At 67.9% G+C, this 21,444-nt stretch carries 13 protein-coding genes and 1 tRNA gene; 4 read left to right on the top strand and 10 right to left on the bottom strand.

What is annotated here, in order from left to right; translation table 11 throughout:
* The first annotated feature begins 60 nt into the window (after positions 1 to 60).
* Positions 61 to 3,297: a DEAD/DEAH box helicase gene (locus F787_RS0108050; protein WP_231373419.1), complete on the top strand. Its 3,237-nt coding sequence runs from the start codon at positions 61 to 63 to the stop codon at positions 3,295 to 3,297.
* A 59-nt stretch (positions 3,298 to 3,356) separates the two neighbouring features.
* Here F787_RS0108050 and F787_RS0108055 read toward each other — a convergent pair whose 3' ends face one another.
* From F787_RS0108055 to aroB, 10 genes are all read right to left on the bottom strand, one after another.
* A complete protein-coding gene (locus tag F787_RS0108055) occupies positions 3,357 to 3,542 on the bottom strand; it encodes a hypothetical protein (RefSeq protein ID WP_019569558.1) in 186 nt (61 codons plus the stop codon).
* Between the two features lie 25 nt (positions 3,543 to 3,567).
* Entirely contained in the window at positions 3,568 to 4,908 is a 1,341-nt protein-coding gene (locus tag F787_RS0108060; RefSeq protein ID WP_028491867.1) for a nuclear transport factor 2 family protein, read from the bottom strand.
* A gap of 352 nt (positions 4,909 to 5,260) precedes the next feature.
* Positions 5,261 to 5,337, bottom strand: a tRNA-Ile gene (locus F787_RS0108065).
* Positions 5,338 to 5,458: 121 nt separating this feature from the next.
* Complete coding sequence (gene rpoD, locus F787_RS0108070) at positions 5,459 to 7,342, bottom strand: RNA polymerase sigma factor RpoD (protein ID WP_028491868.1); 1,884 nt, start codon at positions 7,340 to 7,342, stop codon at positions 5,459 to 5,461.
* Positions 7,343 to 7,530: 188 nt separating this feature from the next.
* The gene (gene dnaG, locus F787_RS0108075) at positions 7,531 to 9,351 is read right to left on the bottom strand and encodes a DNA primase (RefSeq protein WP_028491869.1); all 1,821 of its coding nucleotides are present in this window, start codon (positions 9,349 to 9,351) and stop codon (positions 7,531 to 7,533) included.
* Positions 9,352 to 9,555: 204 nt separating this feature from the next.
* On the bottom strand, positions 9,556 to 10,152 hold the full coding sequence (locus F787_RS0108080) for a Uma2 family endonuclease (protein WP_028491870.1): 597 nt from the start codon (positions 10,150 to 10,152) through the stop codon (positions 9,556 to 9,558).
* A 169-nt stretch (positions 10,153 to 10,321) separates the two neighbouring features.
* Positions 10,322 to 14,782: a glutamate synthase large subunit gene (gene gltB / locus F787_RS0108085; protein ID WP_028491871.1), complete on the bottom strand. Its 4,461-nt coding sequence runs from the start codon at positions 14,780 to 14,782 to the stop codon at positions 10,322 to 10,324.
* A 142-nt stretch (positions 14,783 to 14,924) separates the two neighbouring features.
* A complete protein-coding gene (locus F787_RS0108090; protein WP_028491872.1) occupies positions 14,925 to 16,673 on the bottom strand; it encodes an SPOR domain-containing protein in 1,749 nt (582 codons plus the stop codon).
* A gap of 5 nt (positions 16,674 to 16,678) precedes the next feature.
* Positions 16,679 to 17,866, bottom strand: a complete 1,188-nt coding sequence (locus F787_RS0108095) for a deoxyguanosinetriphosphate triphosphohydrolase (RefSeq protein ID WP_019589804.1) — start codon at positions 17,864 to 17,866, stop codon at positions 16,679 to 16,681.
* Positions 17,856 to 18,953 carry a 3-dehydroquinate synthase gene (gene aroB, locus F787_RS0108100; protein ID WP_019589803.1) on the bottom strand — a complete coding sequence of 366 codons (1,098 nt, stop codon included), beginning with the start codon at positions 18,951 to 18,953 and terminating at the stop codon, positions 17,856 to 17,858. The genes F787_RS0108095 and aroB overlap by 11 nt, the downstream gene beginning before the upstream one ends.
* A gap of 235 nt (positions 18,954 to 19,188) precedes the next feature.
* On the opposite strand from aroB, the gene rpsU reads away from it, so the two are divergent.
* The 3 genes from rpsU to F787_RS0108115 all read left to right on the top strand — a co-directional run bounded on the left by rpsU (position 19,189) and on the right by F787_RS0108115 (position 21,441).
* Positions 19,189 to 19,404, top strand: a complete 216-nt coding sequence (gene rpsU / locus F787_RS0108105; protein WP_018870999.1) for a 30S ribosomal protein S21 — start codon at positions 19,189 to 19,191, stop codon at positions 19,402 to 19,404.
* Positions 19,405 to 19,472: 68 nt separating this feature from the next.
* A complete protein-coding gene (locus tag F787_RS0108110) occupies positions 19,473 to 19,922 on the top strand; it encodes a GatB/YqeY domain-containing protein (protein WP_019589802.1) in 450 nt (149 codons plus the stop codon).
* A gap of 109 nt (positions 19,923 to 20,031) precedes the next feature.
* Positions 20,032 to 21,441, top strand: coding sequence for an FAD-dependent oxidoreductase (locus F787_RS0108115; protein WP_019021733.1), 1,410 nt, complete (start codon positions 20,032 to 20,034; stop codon positions 21,439 to 21,441).
* Positions 21,442 to 21,444: the final 3 nt, after the last annotated feature.

Consider the following 21,444-nt stretch of genomic DNA (forward strand, 5'->3'; position numbering starts at 1 on the left):
TCCACCCGTGAATGTCATGCGCCTGACTGCCATCACCATCGGTTCTGGCGGAGTTCATCAATGTCTACGTTTGGGGACAGTGTGCGGGAACTGGCGAGCCAGTTCGATTCGGGCAGCTTTCGGCGCGGTGTCGAATATTTCGAGTCGGGGCGGGTGCAGCTGCGGTCCGTGGAAGAGACCGGATCGGACGAGGTGCATCTGTACGGCCGGTGCCGCGGCAGCGGCCGGCGTATGTACGATCAGCACGTCATGGTTTTGTTTGATGAGGGGCCGCGCGTCGTGGGGCACTGTGACTGCCCCGTTGGCTTCAACTGCAAGCACGTGGTCGCGGCCGTGCTGGCCTGGCGCGCACAGGAAGAACGGTGGTCGGCGGGCGCCGCGGGGGAGGATTTCGGGACGTGGCTGGCGCGCGGTTCGCAGGCAGAACCGGCTCCGGCGCCCGCTTCCGGGGAGCAGCTGCAGTATGTGCTGCAGCCCCATCCACTGGATTCAGGGCAGCTGGACGTGTCGCTGGTGGTTTCGCGTCGGCGCAAGGACGGGAAATGGGGAGTCGGGCGTCGGGTCAAGGCGCAGTCGCTGGCGATGCCGGTGGGTGGCCGTTCGAGCTGGGCGTCGGCGGACGATCAGGAGATCGGCCGGTTGTTGATGGCGTGCGCGTGGGACTTGTGGGATGAGCCGAAACCCCGGGGGCGCGCCGGTGCGACGGCCCTGCTGGCGATGCTGGAGACGGGGCGCTGCTATTGGGGCGAGGATCGGCAGGGGCCGTTGCAGCCGGGGCCCGTGCGGGATCTGGAGCTGGAGTGGGTCGCGCAGGGGGACTGGTATTTCCTGCGCGTGGCCAGTCCGGAGCTGGAGATGTTCCCCGACCTGGACCCGCCGGTGTATGTGGATCCGGCATCGGAGCAGGCGGGTGTGCTGCAATTGCCGCCGGGGCTGGATCGGGAGCATCTGGCCAATCTGGAGTCCGCGCCGCCGGTGCCGGCCGATTCGGCCGCTGCGGTGAGCCGGCGCCTGGTGCTGCAGGATGCGGGCCTGCCCACGCCCGTTCCGGTGGCGGTGGAGGAATGCACGCTGGCGCCGGTTCCGCGGCTGGTACTGCTGTTTGATTCGGGCCGCCCGGAGTCGGCCGCAGCGGGGCTGGGCTTCCGTTATGACGATGCCGTCCTGGAGCCCGGAGATGAATCGACGGTTCCGGTGCTGGAGGAGGAAGACCGGGTCTTGCGTATCGCGCGGGATGCGGAGGAGGAGGCTGCGGCGCGGGCCACGCTGGAGGCTTCGGGGCTGCTGCAGTCCGTTGAGGGGCGGCCGGGGCATTTCCGCCTGGCGGGGGATGATCCCGCAGACGGGCTGTTGTCGTCGGCGGCCGTGCGGCGGTGGTTCGAGTTTCAGGAGCAGGTGCTGCCGGGGCTGCGCGAGCGGGGATGGGAGATCGTTGAAGGGACGGAAGAGCTGCCGACGCTGGAGCATGCGGACCGGATCGGGGCCGAGGTGGAGCCCTCCGGCATGGACTGGTTCGACCTGCGTTTTGACCTGGAGGTCGACGGGCGATCGGTCCCGCTGCTGCCGCTGCTGACGGATCTGCTGGAAGAATACACGCCCGATGACGAGTTGCCGGAGACGCTCTATCTGGATACCGGCGGGGGCCATTACGTGGCGGTGCCGGGAGACCGGCTGCGTCCGGTGCTGCAGACGGTGTTCGAGCTGTTCGACCGGGAGGTGGACGACGCCGGCGAGCGGCTCGCGCTGTCGCGGCTGGATGCGCCGCGCCTGCTGGAGATGGGAGACACCCCGGTCCGCGGTGGCGGTGTCGAGGCGCTGTACCGTCTGGCACAGCGCCTGAAGGATTTCGAGGGCATTCGGTCGGTGGATCTGCCGTCGGGTTTTCACGGGGAGCTGCGCGGTTACCAGCAGCAGGGCCTGAACTGGATGCAGTTCCTGCGCGAGTATGACCTGTCCGGCGTGCTGGCCGACGACATGGGTCTGGGCAAGACGGTACAGACCCTGGCGCACCTGACGGCGGAGAAGGAAGCCGGCCGCATGGACCGGCCCAGCCTGATCATTGCGCCCACCAGCCTGATGAGCAACTGGCAGCGCGAGGCGGAGCAGTTTGCGCCGCAGCTGAAGGTGCTGGTGCTGCAGGGGCCGCAGCGCAAGCAGTACTTCGAGCGGCTGACCGAGTTCGATCTGGTGCTGAGCACCTATCCCCTGCTGGCAAGGGATCACGCGGTGCTGCAGGCGCAGCCGTGGCACTGCCTGATTCTGGACGAGGCGCAGCAGATCAAGAACCCGCGGGCGCGGGCCTCGCAGGTGGTGCGCAGCCTGGAGGCGCGGCATCGGCTGTGTCTGACGGGGACGCCCATGGAAAACCACCTGGGCGAACTGTGGGCGCAGTTCGATTTTCTGCTGCCGGGGTTTCTGGGGGATCAGAAACGTTTTCGTCAGCAGTACCGCAAGCCGATCGAGGAGGAGGGCGATCAGGAGCGCATGGGTCGGCTCGGTCGCCGCGTGTCTCCGTTCATGCTGCGCCGCACCAAGGACCGGGTGGCCGGGGAGCTGCCGCCCCGCACGGAGCTGCTGCGGACCACGCGCATGGGGAGCCGCCAGGGGACCCTGTACGAGAGCATCCGTCTGACGATGGAGAAGAAGGTTCGCGATGCGGTGGCCCGCAAGGGGCTGGCGCGCAGCCATATCACCATCCTCGATGCCCTGCTGAAGCTGCGTCAGGTGTGCTGCGACCCGCGACTGGTGCAGAGCGGCGGGCACGATACTCGTGGTATCCCCTCGGCCAAGCTGGAGCTGCTGCTGGAGATCCTGCCGGAACTCCTGGATGAAGGGCGCCGGATCCTGCTGTTTTCCCAGTTCACCCGGATGCTGGGTCTGATCCAGCACGCGCTGGAGGAACGCGGAATCGCCTACAGCAAGCTGACCGGGCAGACGCGCAAGCGCGATGGGGCGATCGAGCGTTTCCGCTCCGGGCAGGCCAGTGTGTTCCTGGTGAGCCTCAAGGCGGGCGGGGTAGGGCTCAATCTCACCGAGGCGGATACGGTCATCCACTACGATCCCTGGTGGAATCCCGCGGTGGAGGCTCAGGCGACGGACCGCGCGCACCGCATCGGTCAGGACAAACCGGTGTTCGTGTACAAGCTGGTGATCGAAGGAACGGTGGAGGAGAAGATTCTGAGCCTTCAGGAGCGCAAGCAGCATCTGGCCGACCACGTGTATGGCGGCAAGGGTCAAGATGACGACCAGCCACCGCTGGACGCGGAAACCCTGCAGGAGCTGCTCACGGGCGACTGAGCACCCGTTTCGAGAAGGGCCCCGGGCTTGCCCCGGGGCGCGGGGTTGTCAGGACCCGGTCATTGCTGGTGATCGTCCGGGTCACGGTTGGGTGTGCCCGGAGCACTCTGATGCGGCTTGTCCCGCGAGCCGGATTCCCGGGGCTGGTGCTGCCGCCGGGATCGGTTCCGGCCGCCGCCGGCAAACATGCGGTAGAGCCGCATCAGACGGCGCATGCGCAGCAGGGTGAAGATCAGTCGCATCATGGTTCTGTGCCTCCGGCAGTGGGGATCAGGGGGTGCTGACGCGCTCGAGATCCGGGTCGGTGATCAGCTCGTCTCTGACCAGATACCAATGAGCCTCGCCCAGATCGCCGGCTTCCTCAAGGGTCAGTTCGCCATCGGGCATGTCGTCCGCGGGCAGCCGTCGGCGTTCCATCTCCACCCGATCTTCGGAGAAGGCGTGCACCAGGGTGATTTCGGTTACATCCTGAAACTCGCCATCGAAATGCCTGCGCTGGGTGCTGGTGTAGACCCCGGGTTCCCCGTCGAATTGCCCCACACTTCCGCGGAAAGTACTCCAACCGCGACCACTGGCCATGGGGTATACGCCGATGACCTGCACCGCATTGTCCGCAGGCCGGTGGAAGAACAGGCCCCGTTCGATCGCCAGCTCGTCGCCGTTGTCGATGTAGTACGACCCCGCTTCAGCATCGCCGTGCGTGGGTTCGACCAGCAGGCCCTGCTCGATGGTCCCCCGCACCCCGAAGTCCCCCTGGTCGGCGGGGATCTCGATGCGGGCGCTGTACTCGGTCTGCCCCTGAGCCGGGGGCTCATCGAACACCAGGCGGCCAACGATGTCTCCGTCCGGTCCACGCATCCCCTCCGGCAGATCGAAACAATGCGGTTCGGCGGATGTGGGCACGCTGATCCGGACTTCCTGTTCCGACTCGTCGAGGTTGAGGTGCGGCAAGACCAGCCGCCACGGGGTGGTGTCGATTTGTGCCAGGTCCAGGCGGGGGCGGGTCTCCGTGGCGACCAGCGAGGCCTTTTCAAAGCGGAGTTCCCAGCTCCGGCCGCCATCGGTGACGGTGAGGTGGTTCGGGGCGTCCGGGTTGCCCACCACCGCGTCCTCGGGGCATTCCAGGTCACCCGCGCCACGGCGTTCCGGACTCCGCATGTGGAAGTGCTCTTCGTTGATGCGCCACTCCCCGTCCTGGCGGGTCAGCCGGATATCGGCGTCGAGCCCGGAGGCCATCTCCCGGCGCGCGTCCTCGTCGGTGACGCGAAGGTCGGCCTCGATCCGCGCCTGATCGTCGTCCGCGTCGATGACATCGATCCCGGCGATCTCGGTGGAGGTCTTGAACAGCTCCAGCTGGGCGCCCAGCTCCTTGAGCATCGCCTTTTCGCCGTCGGTGAATCCCTCCAGTTCGCTCAGGGCCTCGGCGCTGTAGAAGCGCTCGAGCGCGTCCCGGTCGCTGAAGTCGACCTTCGTCCCCCAGTATTCCTCGAAAAAGGCGACCGGGTCGTCCCCGGCCAGGGCCGGGGCGGCCCAGACGGTCGTGGCGCAAAGGGCAAGCGTCGAGAGGGCGTGACGGCAGCTTTTGAGCGGCGGGGCAACGGTTCTGGGCATCGGGGGATCCTCAATGGCCGGCAGGCTCCGACAGGAGTCCGGGGGTGTCAGAAATGGTGTACGGGCGAGATTGATTCCAGAGGTGTGTCCGGCTGAAATGGAAGTCGCACCAACCCAACAGCCAGGCTGGATATATTACCCCACTCACCATACGACACCGATGCGGAGCGGGCCAGCGGACTTGCCGGGAATCCGTTCACGGAACGGCGCGAGCGCAAGCGAGTGGTGGGCCCGGTTGGGTGGAGGCCGGTCGCGTAGCGACGCGAAGCATGGCTTCGCGAGGCCGGAACGGCGTGCGCCGGCAGGCGCGCGACTGGAATAGTCCGACCCGCCCAGCAGGAGCGCAAGCGAGTGGTGGGCCCGGTCGGACTCGAACCGACGACCAAAGGATTATGAGTCCTCTGCTCTAACCAACTGAGCTACAGGCCCGGGTGCTCGGGTGGGTCTGCGGCGCGGGGCCGCAAACGACAGCGGCGCCATTCTACCCCGAGGGGGCAGGGCGCCGCATCGTGGAGGGCTGGCCCGTCTGCGGGACGGGCGGGGACACCGGTTATTCGGCGTCCATATAGGTGCGCAGCAGCTCCGCGCGGGTCGGGTGGCGCAGCTTGCGCAGGGCCTTGGCCTCGATCTGGCGGATGCGTTCGCGGGTGACGTCGAACTGCTTGCCGACTTCCTCGAGGGTGTGGTCGGTGTTCATGTCGATGCCGAAGCGCATGCGCAGGACCTTGGCCTCGCGCGGGGTCAGCGTGGACAGGATCTCGCGGGTGGCCTCGGTGAGGCTTTCCTGGGCGGCGGATTCGGTCGGCGAAGCGACCTTCTCGTCCTCGATGAAGTCGCCCAGGTGCGAGTCTTCGTCGTCGCCGATCGGGGTCTCCATGGAGATCGGTTCCTTGGAGATCTTCATCACCTTGCGGATCTTGTCCTCGGGCATCTCCATGCGCTCGGCCAGCTCTTCCGGCGTGGCCTCGCGGCCCATCTCCTGCAGCATCTGGCGGGAGACGCGGTTGAGCTTGTTGATGGTCTCGATCATGTGCACCGGAATACGGATGGTCCGGGCCTGGTCCGCGATGGAGCGGGTGATGGCCTGACGGATCCACCAGGTGGCGTAGGTCGAGAACTTGTAGCCGCGACGGTATTCGAACTTGTCCACCGCCTTCATCAGGCCGATGTTGCCTTCCTGGATCAGGTCGAGGAACTGCAGGCCGCGGTTGGTGTACTTCTTGGCGATGGAGATCACCAGGCGCAGGTTGGCCTCGACCATCTCCTTCTTGGCGCGGCGCGCCTTGGCCTCGCCGATGGACATGCGGCGGTTGATCTCCTTGATCTCGGAGATGCTGAGGCTGGCCTCGCGTTCGATCTCGGCCAGCTTCTTCTGCGTGCGCACGATGTCTTCCTCGAAGTCACCCAGCGCGCTGACGTACTTGCCCTTGCCTTCCTTCTGGATCTCGCGGATCCAGTTGAGGTTGGTCTCGTTGCGCGGGAAGCCGTCGATGAAGGTCTTGCGCGGCATGTGCGCCTGGTTCACGGCCATGTCCATGATCCGGCGTTCGTGCTTGCGGATCCGGTCGATGGTCTCGTGCAGTTCCTGGGTCAGCTGGTCGACCACGCGCGGCACCAGCTTGAACTCCATGAAGTACTTCGCGGTCTGCTCGCGCGCAGTGGCGTAGGCCTCCATGTCGCCGGCCTCGAAGGCGGCGTGGGCGCGGGCGTGCAGTTCGCGCAGTTTTTCGAAGCGCTGGCGGGCCTCTTCGGGGTCGGGCCCGTTGTCCACCGGCTCGCCGGCCTCTTCGTCGGCTTCGTCCACGGCCTCGGAGATGGCGTCCAGTTCGGGCGAGGCGGCCTCTTCCTTCTTCGGCTGAGGCTGCTCCTTGACGTCGACCTCTTCGGCCAGGCCACGGGCGACGGCCTCGCCATTGGTGCCGTCGGGCTCGATGAAGGACACCACCAGGTCGGTCAGGCGGCTGCCGTTCTCGACGATCTGATCGTAATCCTTGATGAGCTTGTCGATCGCGCCGGGATGGTGGGCCAGCGCGAACAGGACCTGCATCAGGCCCTCTTCGATGCGCTTGGCGATGCGGATCTCGCCCTCGCGGGTGAGCAGCTCCACGGTACCCATCTCGCGCATGTACATGCGCACCGGGTCGGTGGTACGGCCGAAGTCGCTGTCGGCGGAGGCCAGCGCGGCGACCGCGTCCTCGGCGTCTTCGTCGGCGGACACCGAGCCGTCGGACAGCAGCAGGCTGTCGGCGTCCGGGGCCTGCTCGTGGACTTCGATGCCCATGTCGTTGATCATCGCGATGATGTCTTCGACCTGGTCGGAGTCGATGATGGTTTCGGGCAGGTGGTCGTTCACCTCGGTATACGTGAGGTATCCCTGCTCCTTGCCCTTGGCAATGAGTTCCTTGAGCTGGGATTGCTGCTCTTCACGGTTCATCGCGATCTGATCTCCGAGGTTCGTCGTTCGGCTTCGAAAAGTGAACCCTGCATTATAGCAGAACTGTCTTATATTGCTCGCCCCGCGAGGCGCGCGAAAAATGGTTCGTGCAATCAAATGGATGCGGGCACGAACGGGGATTTCAAGGGGCCATGGGTTGCCGCTGTGGCTGCGGCGCGGTCTCGCCTTCAGCCCTGCAGGATGGAGGTGAGACGCGCGAGTTCGTCGCGTTGTTCCGTATCCAGACTCCCGGAAGCGGTGAGTTCACGCATGCGTTCGCGGCAGTGGCGCCGCAGCAGCTGGTCGGCAGCGTCCAGTGCGACCTGACGGGTCATCCCGTCTTCGCCGTCGTGCAGCTCGGCGCTGGCCAGCGACAACAGGCGTTCGAAGCGCGGGTGTTCGCGGAATCGCTCCAGCAGCCGCGCGGTATCCGGCCGCGGCTGCTCGCCCAGGGCCTCCAGCAGTCGGCCGAGGGTGCCGGAGGCCTCGCCGCTGGCCGCCGCCAGCTCGCGCAGGGCGGGGGTGTCCCAGTCCAGTTCCGGATGCTGCAGGATGCGTGCGAGCAGTGCGGCCCACAGCGACGAGCTGCGGCGGCCCCCGGCGCCGGCCGGCTCGCTCCGTGAGGAGGTGCCGGCCGGTGGCCGGGCGGTCATCTCCGGGTCGTGGGCCGGCGGGGCGTTGGCCCCCGACGCGGGTCCGGGCCCGCGTGCGGAACCGGCGTCGGCGGAGGCGGCGGCAGCCTGCAGCTGTTCCTCCAGGCGCTCGCGCGGGAGATGGCTTTCCTCGGCGACGCGTTCGCACAGCAGTTCGCGGAACAGCGGGTCGCGTGTGGTGGCGATGCGGCGCACCGCGGCGTGGGCGAAATGCGTGCGCCCTTCCGCGGTGTCGGTGGGGTGTTCGTCGCGCAGCAGGCGGATCAGCGCCTCGGACAGCGGCAGGGCCTGCTCCAGCAGCCGTTCCCAGGCGGCGAGGCCTTCGCGGCGCACCAGGCTGTCGGGGTCGTCGCCCTCGGGCAGGAACAGGAAACGGACCTCACGCATGCCCTGCATCACCGGCAGTGCCTGTTCCAGCGCGCGCGAGGCGGCGCGGCGTCCGGCGGCGTCGCCGTCGAAGCACAGGGTCAGGTGGCCGACCTGGCGGAACAGTACGTCGAAGTGGCTGCGTCCCAGAGCCGTCCCCATGCAGGCGACCGCCCGGTGGTAGCCGCTGCGGGCCAGCGCGACCACGTCCATGTACCCCTCGACCACCACCAGGTGATCCAGCCGGGTCTGCGCGCGGCGGGCCTCGAACAGGCCGTAGATGGTCTGTCCCTTGTGGAAGACCGTGCTCTCGGGACTGTTGAGGTACTTGGGCTCGCCGTCGTCGATCAGGCGCCCGCCAAAGCCGGTGACACGCCCGCGCCGGTCGCGGATGGGGAACATGATGCGGGCGCGGAAACGTTCGCGCAGGTCGCCATTGTCGCGGCGCGCGGCGAGGCCGGCATCTACCAGCTGCTGCGGGGAGAAGCGGTCCGACAGGGCCTGCAGCAGCCCCGATGCCGGGGCCCAGCCGAGGCGGAAATCGCGCGCGGTGGCACCGTCGATACCGCGGTTTTTCAGGTAATCGACCGCACGCGGGGTCTCGCGCAGCTGGCGCACGAAGTACTCCGCCGCCGCTTCCAGCGCCGCGTACAGCGGCGCGGTGGCATCCTGGCGCGGGCTGTCGTCGTGTTCGCGCGGGACCTCCAGGCCGGCCTGTTCGGCGAGCTGTTCCACCGCCTCGGGAAAGCCGAGGTTCTCGTAATCCATCAGGAAGCCGATGGCGGTGCCGTGCACGCCGCAGCCGAAGCAGTGGTAGAACTGCTTCTGCGGGGATACGTAGAACGACGGGGTCTTTTCGCCGTGGAACGGGCAGCAGGCGGCGTATTCGCTGCCGGCCTTCTTCAGGCTGACGCGCCGGCGCACCACCTCCACGATGTCGGTGCGCTCGAGCAGCTCGTCGATGAATGCCTGAGGGATGCGGCCTGCCATGGTCCTCGTCGCCGGACGGGAGAGTCCGCCCCGGGGCGGGGCGTGGCCGAGCATGATACCGCGCCCGCACCCGCAGGGACCATTGGCCCGCCGGAGACCGCGGTCGGAGCGCCGGATCGCGCAGAGGGCTGCGCTCCTACATCACCGCACAGGGGGCGGGCCCGGGCCGTGGGAGGCCGGCCCTCCGGCCGATCAGGTGCGGGGTCAGCGGTATGGCGGGGCGGGGTCCTCGGCGACGGCGTCGGGGTCGATGCCGGTGTAGAGCTCCTCCACGGGCAGGCTCCATTCCAGCTCGGGGAGCTCCAGACGGTCCTCGGCGCCGAGGTGTTCCGCGGCCCAGCCGGCGTTTCGCCGATAGACCTGGACCGCCGGGCGCTGCTGCTCGACGATCAGGTAGGTGGCGAGGCTGTCGAGCCGGGTGTAGGCCAGCAGCTTCTCCCGGCGGTCGACGCGTTCGGTGGCCGGCGAGGCCACCTCGGCAATCACCCGCGGGCGTTCGAGATAGTAGCGGTGACGGTCGTCCGGGTCGCAGCCGACCATGACGTCGGGATAGTAGAACAGCTCGTCGTCACCCAGGCGCAGATGCACCTTCATGTCGGCCATGAAGGTCTGGCACGGGCCGCCGCGCAGGGCGGCGTGCAATGCGGTGCCAAGGTTCATGGTGACGATGTTGTGATTGCGGCTGGCCCCGCCCATGGCATAGACGGTGCCATTGACGTATTCGTGCCGGATCTCGGTCTCCCGCTCTCCCTGCAGGTATTCGTCCACCGGCGTGAACGTCCGGGCGTTGGCCATTCCCATCGGCTGCCTCCGTACCACGAATGACGTGACTCCCTCCAGTATTGACCCGCGGGTCCGCCGCGTCCAGTGGCATCCGGGCGGACGCGGGCCGGGGTAAGGAGGGGACCCGCAAACAGAACGGGCCCCTTGCGGGGCCCGTGGTTACTGCGCATCCCCGGGGCGGGTCTGCTCAGGCCGCCTGGCGCAGGTTGGCCAGCAGGCCGCTGAGATCGGCGGCCTTGGGTTTGACCAGCCAGAAGGAGCCCTGCCAGCTGTCGAACTGTTCGAGGATCTCGCGGCCCCAGGCGCTGTCCGTCTCGTGCACGAACTCGGTGATGAGTTCCTCGAGATAGTTGCGATGGGCCTCCATGTCCTCGGTGTCGAGGCGGTGCAGGTCGATCAGCTCGTTGTTGATGCGGTCGGGGAAGTCGTTCTCCCGGTCGAGCACGAAGGCGAAGCCGCCGGTCATTCCGGCACCGAAGTTGACGCCGGTGCCGCCGAGGATGGTCATCACCCCGCCGGTCATGTACTCGCAGCCGTGGTCGCCGATGCCTTCCACCACCGCGATGGCCCCGGAGTTGCGCACGCCGAAGCGCTCGCCGGCCTGGCCGGCGGCGAACAGCTTGCCCCCGGTGGCCCCGTACAGGCAGGTGTTGCCCATGATGGTGGTGTCCTGGCTGGCAAAGCCCGAACCTTCCGGCGGGCGGATCACCAGCTTGCCGCCGGTCATGCCCTTGCCGACGTAGTCGTTGGCGTCGCCTTCCAGGTACAGGTGCAGGCCGCCGGCGTTCCAGACGCCGAAGCTCTGCCCGGCCGTGCCCTGCAGGCGTACCTGCAGCGGGGCTTCGGCCATGCCCTGGTTGCCGTGGCGCCGGGCAATCTCGCCGGAGAGCCGCGCGCCGATGGAGCGGTCGGTGTTGCTGCACTGATAGTGGTGCTCGCCCCCGGCCTTGTTTTCGATGGCGTCGAGCATGTCGGCGACCATCCGTTCGGCCAGTTCGCCCTTGTCGAACGGCTCGTTCTTCGGCTCCTTGCAGAAGCGCGGCTTGTCGTCCAGGTCGCCGGTCTCCAGCAGGCGGTCGATGGCCAGGTGCTGCTGCCGGGGCGTTTCGCCCGGCAGGACTTCGAGCAGGTCGGTGCGGCCGATCAGGTCGGTCAGGCTGCGCACGCCCAGTTTCGCCATCCATTCGCGGGTCTCGCGGGCGACGAACTGGAAGTAGTGCATGACCATCTCGGGCAGGCCGATGAAGTGGTTCATGCGCAGCACCTTGTCCTGCGTGGCGACACCCGTGGCGCAGTTGTTCAGGTGGCAGATGCGCAGGTACTTGCAGCCCAGCGCGACCATCGGCCCGGTGCCGAAGCCGAAGCTCTCCGCACCGAGGATCGCGGCCTTGATCACGTCCAGCCCGGTCTTCAGGCCGCCGTCGGTCTGCAGGCGCACCTTGTCGCGCAGGTCGTTGCCGCGCAGGGTCGCGTGGGTCTCGGCCAGGCCCAGTTCCCACGGCGTGCCGGCGTACTTGACCGAGGTCAGCGGGCTGGCCCCGGTGCCGCCGTCGTAACCGGAGATGGTGATCAGATCGGCGTAGGCCTTGGCCACACCCGCGGCCACGGTGCCGACGCCGGCCTCGGAGACCAGCTTCACCGAGACCAGGGCGTTGGGGTTCACCTGCTTGAGGTCAAAGATCAGCTGCGCCAGGTCCTCGATGGAATAGATGTCGTGATGCGGCGGCGGCGAGATCAGGGCCACGCCCGGATTCGAATAGCGCAGCTCCGCGATCATCTTGTTGACCTTGTGGCCCGGCAGCTGGCCGCCCTCGCCGGGCTTCGCGCCCTGGGCGACCTTGATCTGCAGCACCTCGGCGTTGACCAGGTAATGCGGGGTCACGCCGAAGCGGCCGGAGGCCACCTGCTTGATCTTGGACATGCGCTCGGTGCCGTAGCGGGAGACGGCCTCGCCGCCCTCGCCGGAGTTGGAACGCCCGCCGAGGCGGTTCATCGCGGTGGCGAGAGCCTCATGGGCCTCCGGCGACAGCGCGCCCAGGCTCATGCCGGCGGAGTCGAAACGCGGCAGGATGTCGGCCTCGGATTCGACCTCGTCGACCTCGATCGGCTCGATGTCCTCGCGCGGCTTGAGCAGGTCGCGCAGGGTCGCCACCGGGCGTTCGTTTACCAGGGCTGCGTATTCCTGGTACACCCCGTAGTCACCGGACTGCACCGCGCGGTGCAGGGTCTGGATCACGTCCGGGTTGTAGGCGTGGTATTCGCCGCCGTGGATGTACTTCAGCAGCCCGCCCTGCTTGGGCGCCTTGCGCGGATTCCAGGCACGCTGTGCGAGGGTATCCAGGTCTTCCTCGATATCGGTGAAACGGGTGCCCCGGATGCGACTGGTGGTGCCTTTGAAGCAGGTCTCCACGACCTCGTCGGCGAGACCGACGATCTCGAACAGCTGGGCCCCGCGGTAACTGGCGATGGTCGAGATGCCCATCTTGGACAGGATCTTGAACAGGCCCTTGTTGATCCCCTTGCGATAGTTCTGCGCCAGGGTAAGGGCGTCCACCCCCGGGATTTCCCCGGATTCGCTCATGCCGTGCAGCGCGGAGTAGGCGAGATAGGGATAGATCGCGGTCGCGCCATAGCCAATCAGGACCGCGAAGTGGTGCGGGTCGCGCACGGTGGCGGTCTCGATGACGATGTTGGCGTCGGTACGCAGGCGCGCGGCGATCAGGGCGTGATGCACCGCGCCGACCGCCAGCGCCGCGGGGATCGGCCGGCGCTCGCGATCGATCGCGCGGTCGGATAGTACGAGGATCACGGCGCCGTCGCGCACCGCCTGTACCGCGTCTTCGGTGAGCTGCTTCAGCGCCGATTCGAGGCCGTGGTGCTGGCGGTCGTAGTTGAGGTCCAGGCGTTCAACGCGAAAGGCATCGTCGGTGGCGTTGCACAGTTCGCGGAATTTCGCCTCGGACAGCACCGGAGAATCCGCCACCAGCCGGTGGGCGTGTTCCGGGGTTTCCTCGAACAGCCCCTGCTCGCGGCCGAAGCAGGTCTCCAGCGACATCACGATGCTCTCGCGCAGCGGATCGATCGCCGGGTTGGTGACCTGGGCGAACTGCTGGCGGAAGTAGTCGTACAGCGAACGGGTCTGCTGCGACAGCACGGCGAACGGGGTGTCGTCGCCCATCGAGCCGACGGCCTCCTGGCCGGCCTCGGCCAGTACGCGCAGGATCTGGTCACGTTCCTCGAAGGTGACGTCGAACAGCTTCTCGTAGGTCTCCAGGCGGTCGGCGGGCATCGGCTCACCGGAAAACAGCTGGTTGTCGTCCAGCTGGCTTTTCAGGTGGTGCACCTGCGCGCGCAGCCACTGGCGATAGGGCTGACGCTTGCGGTTGATCCGGTCGATGTCCTCCGGCTGCAGCAGATCGCCGGTTTCGGTATCCACGGCGAGCATCTGTCCGGGCTTCAGGCGGCCCTTGGCGACTACGTCCTCGGGGGCGTAGTCGTACACGCCGATCTCCGAGGCCAGGGTGATATGGCGGTCCTTGGTGAGCACGTAGCGCGCCGGGCGCAGGCCGTTGCGGTCCAGGGTGCAGCCGGCGTAGCGGCCGTCGGTCAGCACGATGCCGGCCGGGCCGTCCCAGGGCTCCATGTGCATGGAGTTGTACTCGTAGAACGCGCGCAGATCCGGATCCATGTGCGCGACGTTCTGCCATGCCGGCGGGACCAGCAGGCGCATCGCACGGAACAGGTCCATGCCCCCGGCCAGCAGGACCTCGAGCATGTTGTCGAGGCTCTGCGAATCGGAACCTTCCAGGTTCACCAGCGGTTCCAGTTCGGAAAGTTCGGGCAGCAGCTCGTTGGCGAACTTGTGCTGGCGCGCGACCGCCCAGTTGCGGTTGCCCTGCACGGTGTTGATCTCGCCGTTGTGGGCGAGGAAGCGGAACGGCTGGGCCAGGCCCCACTGCGGCCAGGTGTTGGTGGAGAAGCGCTGGTGGAACACGCAGATCGCGGTTTCCAGCTCCGGACGCTGCAGGTCGGGGTAGAACACCGGCAGGTTGGCCGGCATCACCAGACCCTTGTACGACAGTACCCGCGCCGACAGGCTCGGCACGTAGAACACCGGGTCCGAAGCCATCGCCATCTCGGCGCGCCGCCGCGCGACGTACAGGGCGCGTTCGAAGGCGTCGCCGTCCATCTCCGCCGGGGCATTGACGAACAGCTGGAGGACGTGCGGCTGGGTGCGCAGGGCTTCCGCCCCGCAGGCGTCGGGGTCGACCGGAACTTCGCGCCAGCCGGCCAGGGTCAGGCCGCCGCGGTCGAGGGCGTCTTCCACCGCGGCGCGGGTCTCGGTGATGGCCTCGGGGTTGATGAACACCAGGCCGGCGGCGAAGCGTTCGGTCAGCGCGATGCCGGCTTCATCCGCGAGCTGGCGCAGGAACGGTTCGGGGGTCCGCATCAGCAGGCCGCAGCCGTCGCCGGTCTTGCCGTCGGCGGCGATCGCGCCGCGATGCGTCAGCCGTTCGAGAGCCCGTATTGCAGTTTCCAGTACCCAGTGGCTGGCCTGCCCGTCCATGTGTGCGATGAGGCCGAATCCGCAATTGTCGCGTTCGAATTCGGGGCGATGGAGGGTGCCGGTCAGTCGGGTCTGCTGCATCGATAGGCCTCCGGTCGTGGTGCGTATGCACCAGGCTGGAAAAAGGGGCGCAGGAATATACCGGAATGATCGTGTTCCGGCAAACCGGAGGGGTGCAATTACACGCGCAGGTGGAGTGGACAGCCCTGCCCCGGGACCGGTGTCAGCGGCGGGCCGCCTCCTGGACCGAACCCATTGAGCGGATCCAGGTGCCGGCGTCCCGCGCGCTGTCCGGCAGCTCGGCAGCCGCCTGTTCCGCAGCGTCCCGGTCGGGGAAGGCGCCGGCGAGGATGACGACGTAGTCGTTCCCGCCCGTGCGGGTGGGGATGTAGCGGATGCCGCCGAGATTGTGGCGCTCCGCGTATTCGCGCGCGGTGTCCATGTCCGGCGCGGCCACCAGCTGGATGGTCATGCGCGAGGCATCCTGACCCTCGAGCCATTCCAGGTCGCCCTGCAGGCGCTCGTCGTCGCCCTCGGCGTCGGCCAGGGCTTCGGTGGTGTGATCGGCCGGCTCGGGCTCGGGCTCGGGCTCGGGCTCCGGTTCGGGCTCCGGTTCGGGTTCCGGTTCGGGTTCCGGTTCGGGTTCCGGGGCCGGTTCTTCCGGCATCTCCGCCGGTTCGTCGGTGGCTGGCGGGGGCAGGATGGGCTCCGGTTCCAGCCGGGCGATCTCCGGTGACGGCTCTTCCGCTTCGAGGGGCGGGTCGGTGGCCGCGTCCTGCTGGTCCGGGCGTTCCGGCAGGGGCAGTTCCACCCGTTCCTCGTGTTCCGGGGCATGCTCGGGCGAGCCGCTCAGCAGCTGCCACAGCAGCGGGGCGGCGATCCCGAAGGCCACGGTGGCGGCTACGGCGGGAACGAACCAGCGCTGGTTCCAGAACGGTTGTGCTTCTGCCGGCGCGAGGGGCGGGTCCTCCGCCGTGGTTCCGGCGGCGGCGTCCGGGGTATCGCGCTCGCCGCGCAGGGCGAAGGCGGCCGGGGTGAAATCGTCGCCGTCGCGGCTGGCACGGAGGCTTTCTCCGGGATCGGGGGCGGGCCCGGGTTCGGTTCCCGACCGTGCCGTCCCGGATTCCGCAACTTCCTGTTTGTCGCCGGCGTCGGCGGCATCGGTGGCGGCTGCTTCTCCGGCGGACATGCCTGCAGGGGCCGCAGCCGTGCCCGGTGCCGGGCGGCATTTCGCTTCCAGCAGGATCCGCGCCTCGCGGTTGAGGGCGCCCGGCAGCCCCTGGCTGTCGGTCTGCAGGCGCTGCACGGCCTCGCGCGGGATCAGGGTATCCGGATCTTCGGCGCCGGCGGCCAGCAGGCGATGACGCAGGTAGGCGGCGGTTTGTTCGAGGTTGAACGCGCGCAGGCTCAGGCGGGTCAGCTGGTCCTCGTCACCCGGGTCCGGCAGGTACAGGCGGCGGCGCAGGAGTCCCGCGCCGCCGACCAGTACGATGCGCGGTGCGCGACCATGCTGCTCGAGGATCTCCGAGCGCATGCGCAGCAGGTTGTTGACGATGTCGGTGCCCACCAGGTGAGCGTCGTCCATCGCGATCACCGGTACGAATCCGTCGACGACCCGCTGGGCGAGCAGTTCGGTCAGCGAGCGATCGGGGTCATCCGCGTTCTGCGAGCGCAGGTAGTTGCGGATGGTCAGGTCCACCGACTCGAAATGGGTGTTGATGCGTGCCTTGAAGGCGATGAGTTCGTAGCCCTCGGGCAGCATGCCGAGCAGGCGCATCAGCTGCAGGCTGCGGCCGGAGCCGTTGTCGCCGGTCAGCAGAACCACGGCACCGGGGTGCTCCAGTGCCTGTCGTGCGGATTCCAGGACTCCGTCCAGCAGCGGATCGGTGTACAGGAAGTCCGCGTCGGGCACCTCCGCGAACGGGTCGGTGCGCAGGCCCAGCTGTTCCAGGCATTGGTCGCGGAGTGCCATGGCGGTCAGGTCAGGGTGCCGAGGTCGAACAGGCGGTGATGTTCGCGGATGGCGTGGCGGTCGGTCATGCCGGCGATGTAGTCGGCGATGGCGCGCTGCTGTCCGTGCGGATCATCCTCGCTCAGGGCGCGGGCGTGGCGCTGGTAGTGCTCCGGCATCAGGCGCGGGTCGCGGTCGAAGGCGGCGAACAGGTCGAGGATGATCTGGCGCGCCTTGTGCATTACGCCATGGACCTGGTGATGCCGGTAGAGGTTTTCCCGCAGGAAGGTCTTGAGCATGCGGTTGCGCTCGGCCATCTCCGGGCTGAAGCGGATCAGCGGGCCGCTCTCCGCGCGCACGGCGTCGATCGATTCCGGGCTGCTGCTCTCGATCGCGTGGCGGCTGGTGGTGACCAGGTCCTGGACCAGGGTGTCGATCATGCGCCGCACGGTTTCGTGCTGTACGCGGCGGGCCTCCAGCCTCGGGTAGCGCGCGCGCACCGCGTCGAGGCAGTCGCGGAACAGCGGGACTTCCATCAGCTGGTCCAGCTGCAGCAGGCCGGCGCGCAGGCCGTCGTCGACATCGTGATTGTTGTAGGCGATCTCGTCGGCGACGTTGGCCAGCTGGGCCTCCAGCGATGGCTGGCCGCGCTGCAGAAAGCGCACGCCCACCTCGCCGAGGATGCGGGCGTCTTCCGGCGAGCAGTGCTTGAGGATGCCCTCGCGGGTCTCGAAGGTCAGGTTGAGGCCGTCGAAGTCCGCGTAATGCGCCTCGAGGTGGTCCACGATCCGCAGCGACTGCAGGTTGTGTTCAAAGCCGCCATGTTCGCGCATGCAGTCGTTCAGGGCGTGCTGCCCGGTGTGGCCGAACGGGGTGTGGCCCAGGTCATGGGCCAGCGCGACCGCCTCGGTGAGGTCTTCGTTGAGGCCCAGGGCGCGGGCGACGGAGCGCCCGATCTGCGCGACCTCCAGCGAATGCGTGAGGCGGTTGCGGAACAGGTCGCCCTCGTGGCTGATGAACACCTGGGTCTTGTACTCGAGACGGCGAAAGGCGCTGGAATGCACGATCCGGTCGCGGTCGCGCTGGAATTCGCTGCGGTGGCGCGGGGCGTCTTCCGGATGCCGGCGGCCGCGTGTCCGCTCCGGGGCGGCCGCCCACGGGGCGAGGCCGACGCCGTTCGGGGTGCGGGCGATCGAGGCGGTCTCAGGCGGCACGGGCGGTCTCGTCGAGGGTGTGTTGCAGCGCGTGGTCGTCGAACTCGGCGGTCAGCTCGGCGGCGCCCAGCCCGCGCAGCAGCACCAGCCGCAGGCGCCCTTCGCTGACCTTCTTGTCGATCCCCATCAGTTCGCGGAAGCGGGCGGCATCCAGTTCCGCCGGCGGGTGGGTGTCGAGGCCGGCGCGGTGGATCAGGGCCTCGGCGCGCGCGGCGTCGGCCGGCGCCAGCCAGCCCATGCGCGCGGACATCCGGGCGGCCATGGCCATGCCGGTGCCTACCGCCTCGCCGTGCAGCCAGGCGCCATAGCCCATGCCGGTTTCAATGGCGTGGCCGAAGGTGTGGCCGAGGTTGAGCAGGGCGCGGCGGCCGGATTCGCGTTCGTCCGCGGCGACCACTTCGGCCTTGCAGGCACAGGAGCGGCGGATGGCGTGGGCCAGCGCCTCGGGTTCCAGGGCGAGCAGGCGGTCGAGGTGTTCCTCCAGCCAGGCGAAGAAATCCGCGTCCTGCATCAGGCCGTACTTGATGACTTCGGCGAGACCGGCGCGCAGCTCGCGGGTCGGCAGGCTCTGCAGGCTGTCGGTGTCGATGACCACCGCGCGCGGCTGGTGGAAGGACCCGATCATGTTCTTGCCCAGCGGGTGGTTGACCCCGGTCTTGCCGCCCACGGAGGAGTCGACCTGCGCGAGCAGGGTGGTCGGGACCTGAACGAAGTCGATTCCGCGCTGGTAGATCGCGGCGGCAAAACCGGCGATGTCGCCCACCACGCCACCCCCCAGTGCGACGATACGGCTGCCGCGGTCAAAGCGGGCCTCCAGCAGCCGGGTCAGGATCTGTTCCACCGTCGCCAGGGTCTTGTGCGATTCGCCGTCGGGCAGCTCGATCCACAGGGGCTCGCCGCGCACACCGGCCGCGGCCAGGCTGGCGCGCAGGCGCTCGCCATACAGCGGACCCACGGTACTGTTGGTGACGACCGCGACGCGCCGTCCCTCCAGCACCGGAGCGAAACGTTCGGCCCGCGCGGCCTCGCCGGGGCCGATGTGGATCGGGTAGCTGCGTTCGCCCAGTTCGACGTTCAAGGTTTCCATAGGGTCATCATAGCGTGCACGTCGCGTGCTCGTAAGTCAGGCCCGTGAACCTGTGCGTCTCGTGAAACGCGACTCGAGCGCGAACGTGCACATGGATCCGCGTTTCCCGAGTCACGGGCTTTTCCAAAGGGGCTGTCCTGGATTATCATGCTTCGTTCTGCATGGCGGGCGTGTGTGCCGGCCATGGCTTAACGTACACCGTTTCGTCGAAACCAATGCTGTAACCGGAGATTGTATGCCGCACGTTCGAGTCCGCGAAAACGAACCCTTCGAGGTTGCCCTGCGCCGTTTCAAGCGCACCTGTGAAAAGGCCGGTGTGGTGGCCGAAGTCCGCCGCCGCGAGTACTACGAGAAGCCCACGGCCGAGCGCAAGCGCAAGGCGGCCGCCGCGGTGAAGCGGCAGCTGAAGAAGAATTCGCGCGACATGACCCGTCGGCCGCGGCTGTACTGAACCCCGCGGAGCCCCGGCCCGACCGGGCCCGTGGCTTGCGCATGAATCCTTGCGAGGAGGGATGCCGAATGTCGCTGAAGGCCCGGTTGCAGGATGACGTGAAACAGGCCATGCGGGCCCGGGAACGGGACCGCCTGGCGATCCTGCGTCAGATTCAGGCGGAAATCTCCCAGTTCGAAGTCGACGAGCGCCGCGACGCGGACGACGACGCCGTGCTCGCGATCCTCAACCGCATGCTGAAGCAGCGGCGCGATTCCATCGAGCAGTACCGTCAGGGCGGGCGCGACGATCTCGCCGACCGTGAGGCCGCGGAGATTGACGTGGTGGAGGCCTACATGCCCGAGCCGCTCGACGACGCCGCGCTGGATGCGGTGATTGCCGAGGTCATCGCCGAGACCGGGGCCGAGGGCCCGGGTGACATGGGCCGGGTGATGGGCGTACTCAAGCCTCGGGTCTTCGGGCGTGCCGACATGGGTGCCGTCAGCGGCAAGGTCCGCGCAGCACTGGGGAAATCTTGACCCCGGACGGGCCCGTGTCAAATGTTGTCCTCGTATGACCTGCCGCGCCGGTGCCGGGCCCCCTCCGGCCGTTGTGGCCCCGACCCCGTTTCGTTGGAGCGACTGACCCATGGCGACCAATCCGATGCAGTTCCTGGACCTCCCGCGCCAGGATCCCCAGAAGACCCCCGCGGAAATCCGCATCCACGAGTTCGGCGAGATCATCGGCCAGTTCGATCCCGCCACCGCCGGCCAGCAGGCCGGGCGCTGCCTGGCCTGCGGCAATCCCTATTGTGAGTGGAAGTGCCCGGTCCACAACTTCATCCCCAACTGGCTGAAGCTGGTGGAGGAAGGCAATCTGTTTGCCGCCGCCGAGATGTCGCACAAGACCAACTCCCTGCCGGAGGTCTGTGGCCGGGTGTGCCCGCAGGACCGCCTGTGCGAGGGTGCCTGCACCCTGAATGACGGCTTCGGCGCGGTCACCATCGGTTCGGTGGAGAAATACATCACCGACGAGGCGCTGAAGGCCGGCTGGCGGCCCGATCTGTCGGATGTGGTGCCGACCGGCAAGCGGGTCGCGGTGATTGGCGCCGGGCCGGCCGGTCTCGGCTGTGCCGACATCCTCGCGCGCAATGGTGTCGAGGCGGTGGTCTATGACCGTTACCCCGAGATCGGCGGGCTGCTGACCTTCGGGATCCCCCCGTTCAAGCTGGAAAAGAACGTGATCCGCACCCGTCGGGAACTGCTCGAGGGCATGGGCGTGGAGTTTCGCCTGAATACCGAGATCGGCCGCGACGTGGAGTTCCAGGCGCTGCTGGACGAATACGACGCGGTCTTCCTCGGCATGGGGACCTACAACGCGATGCAGGGCGGCTTTCCCGGCGAGGATCTGCCCGGGGTCTATCCGGCCCTGCCGTTCCTGGTGTCCAACATCCGCGAAGTGATGGGCTGGGAGCACGACGAGAACGGTTTCGTCGACATGGCCGGGCAGCAGGTCGTGGTCCTCGGCGGCGGCGACACCGCAATGGACTGCAACCGCACCTCCATTCGCCAGGGCGCCACCTCGGTGACCTGTGCCTACCGCCGTGACGAAGAGAACATGCCGGGCTCGCGCAAGGAGGTCGTGCATGCGCGCGAGGAGGGCGTGCACTTCGAGTTCAACGTGCAACCGCTCGAGATCGTGGGCGACGACAAGGTCGAGGGTGTGAAGGTCGTGCGCACCCGGATGGGTGCACCGGACGAGCGTGGCCGGCGGCGTCCCGAGCCGGTGCCGGGTTCCGAGTACGTGATCCCCGCCGACCGCGTGCTGGTGGCTTTCGGCTTCCGTCCGTCACCGTCCGACTGGTTCGGCGAACACGGCATCGACATCGACGAGGGCGGCCGCGTCCGTGCGCCGGAGTCCGGCCGGCATGCCTTCCAGACCGCCAACGAGAAGGTTTTTGCCGGCGGCGACATGGTCCGCGGCTCCGACCTGGTGGTCACCGCCGTCTTCGAGGGCCGCCAGGCCGCCGAAGGCATTCTTGAATACCTCGGCGTCTGAGGA

The organism is Thioalkalivibrio sp. ALE19 (assembly GCF_000428605.1).
Taxonomy (GTDB): domain Bacteria; phylum Pseudomonadota; class Gammaproteobacteria; order Ectothiorhodospirales; family Ectothiorhodospiraceae; genus Thioalkalivibrio.

Coding starts and splice junctions, on each gene's coding strand:
- dnaG (WP_028491869.1), bottom strand. CDS start 9,351: ATGGCAGGCCGCATCCCTCAGGCATTCATCGACGAGCTGCTCGAGCGC.
- F787_RS0108055 (WP_019569558.1), bottom strand. CDS start 3,542: ATGATGCGACTGATCTTCACCCTGCTGCGCATGCGCCGTCTGATGCGG.
- gltB (WP_028491871.1), bottom strand. CDS start 14,782: ATGCAGCAGACCCGACTGACCGGCACCCTCCATCGCCCCGAATTCGAA.
- F787_RS0108110 (WP_019589802.1), top strand. CDS start 19,473: ATGTCGCTGAAGGCCCGGTTGCAGGATGACGTGAAACAGGCCATGCGG.
- rpsU (WP_018870999.1), top strand. CDS start 19,189: ATGCCGCACGTTCGAGTCCGCGAAAACGAACCCTTCGAGGTTGCCCTG.
- F787_RS0108090 (WP_028491872.1), bottom strand. CDS start 16,673: ATGGCACTCCGCGACCAATGCCTGGAACAGCTGGGCCTGCGCACCGAC.
- aroB (WP_019589803.1), bottom strand. CDS start 18,953: ATGGAAACCTTGAACGTCGAACTGGGCGAACGCAGCTACCCGATCCAC.
- F787_RS0108060 (WP_028491867.1), bottom strand. CDS start 4,908: ATGCCCAGAACCGTTGCCCCGCCGCTCAAAAGCTGCCGTCACGCCCTC.
- F787_RS0108050 (WP_231373419.1), top strand. CDS start 61: ATGTCTACGTTTGGGGACAGTGTGCGGGAACTGGCGAGCCAGTTCGAT.
- rpoD (WP_028491868.1), bottom strand. CDS start 7,342: ATGAACCGTGAAGAGCAGCAATCCCAGCTCAAGGAACTCATTGCCAAG.
- F787_RS0108080 (WP_028491870.1), bottom strand. CDS start 10,152: ATGGGAATGGCCAACGCCCGGACGTTCACGCCGGTGGACGAATACCTG.
- F787_RS0108115 (WP_019021733.1), top strand. CDS start 20,032: ATGGCGACCAATCCGATGCAGTTCCTGGACCTCCCGCGCCAGGATCCC.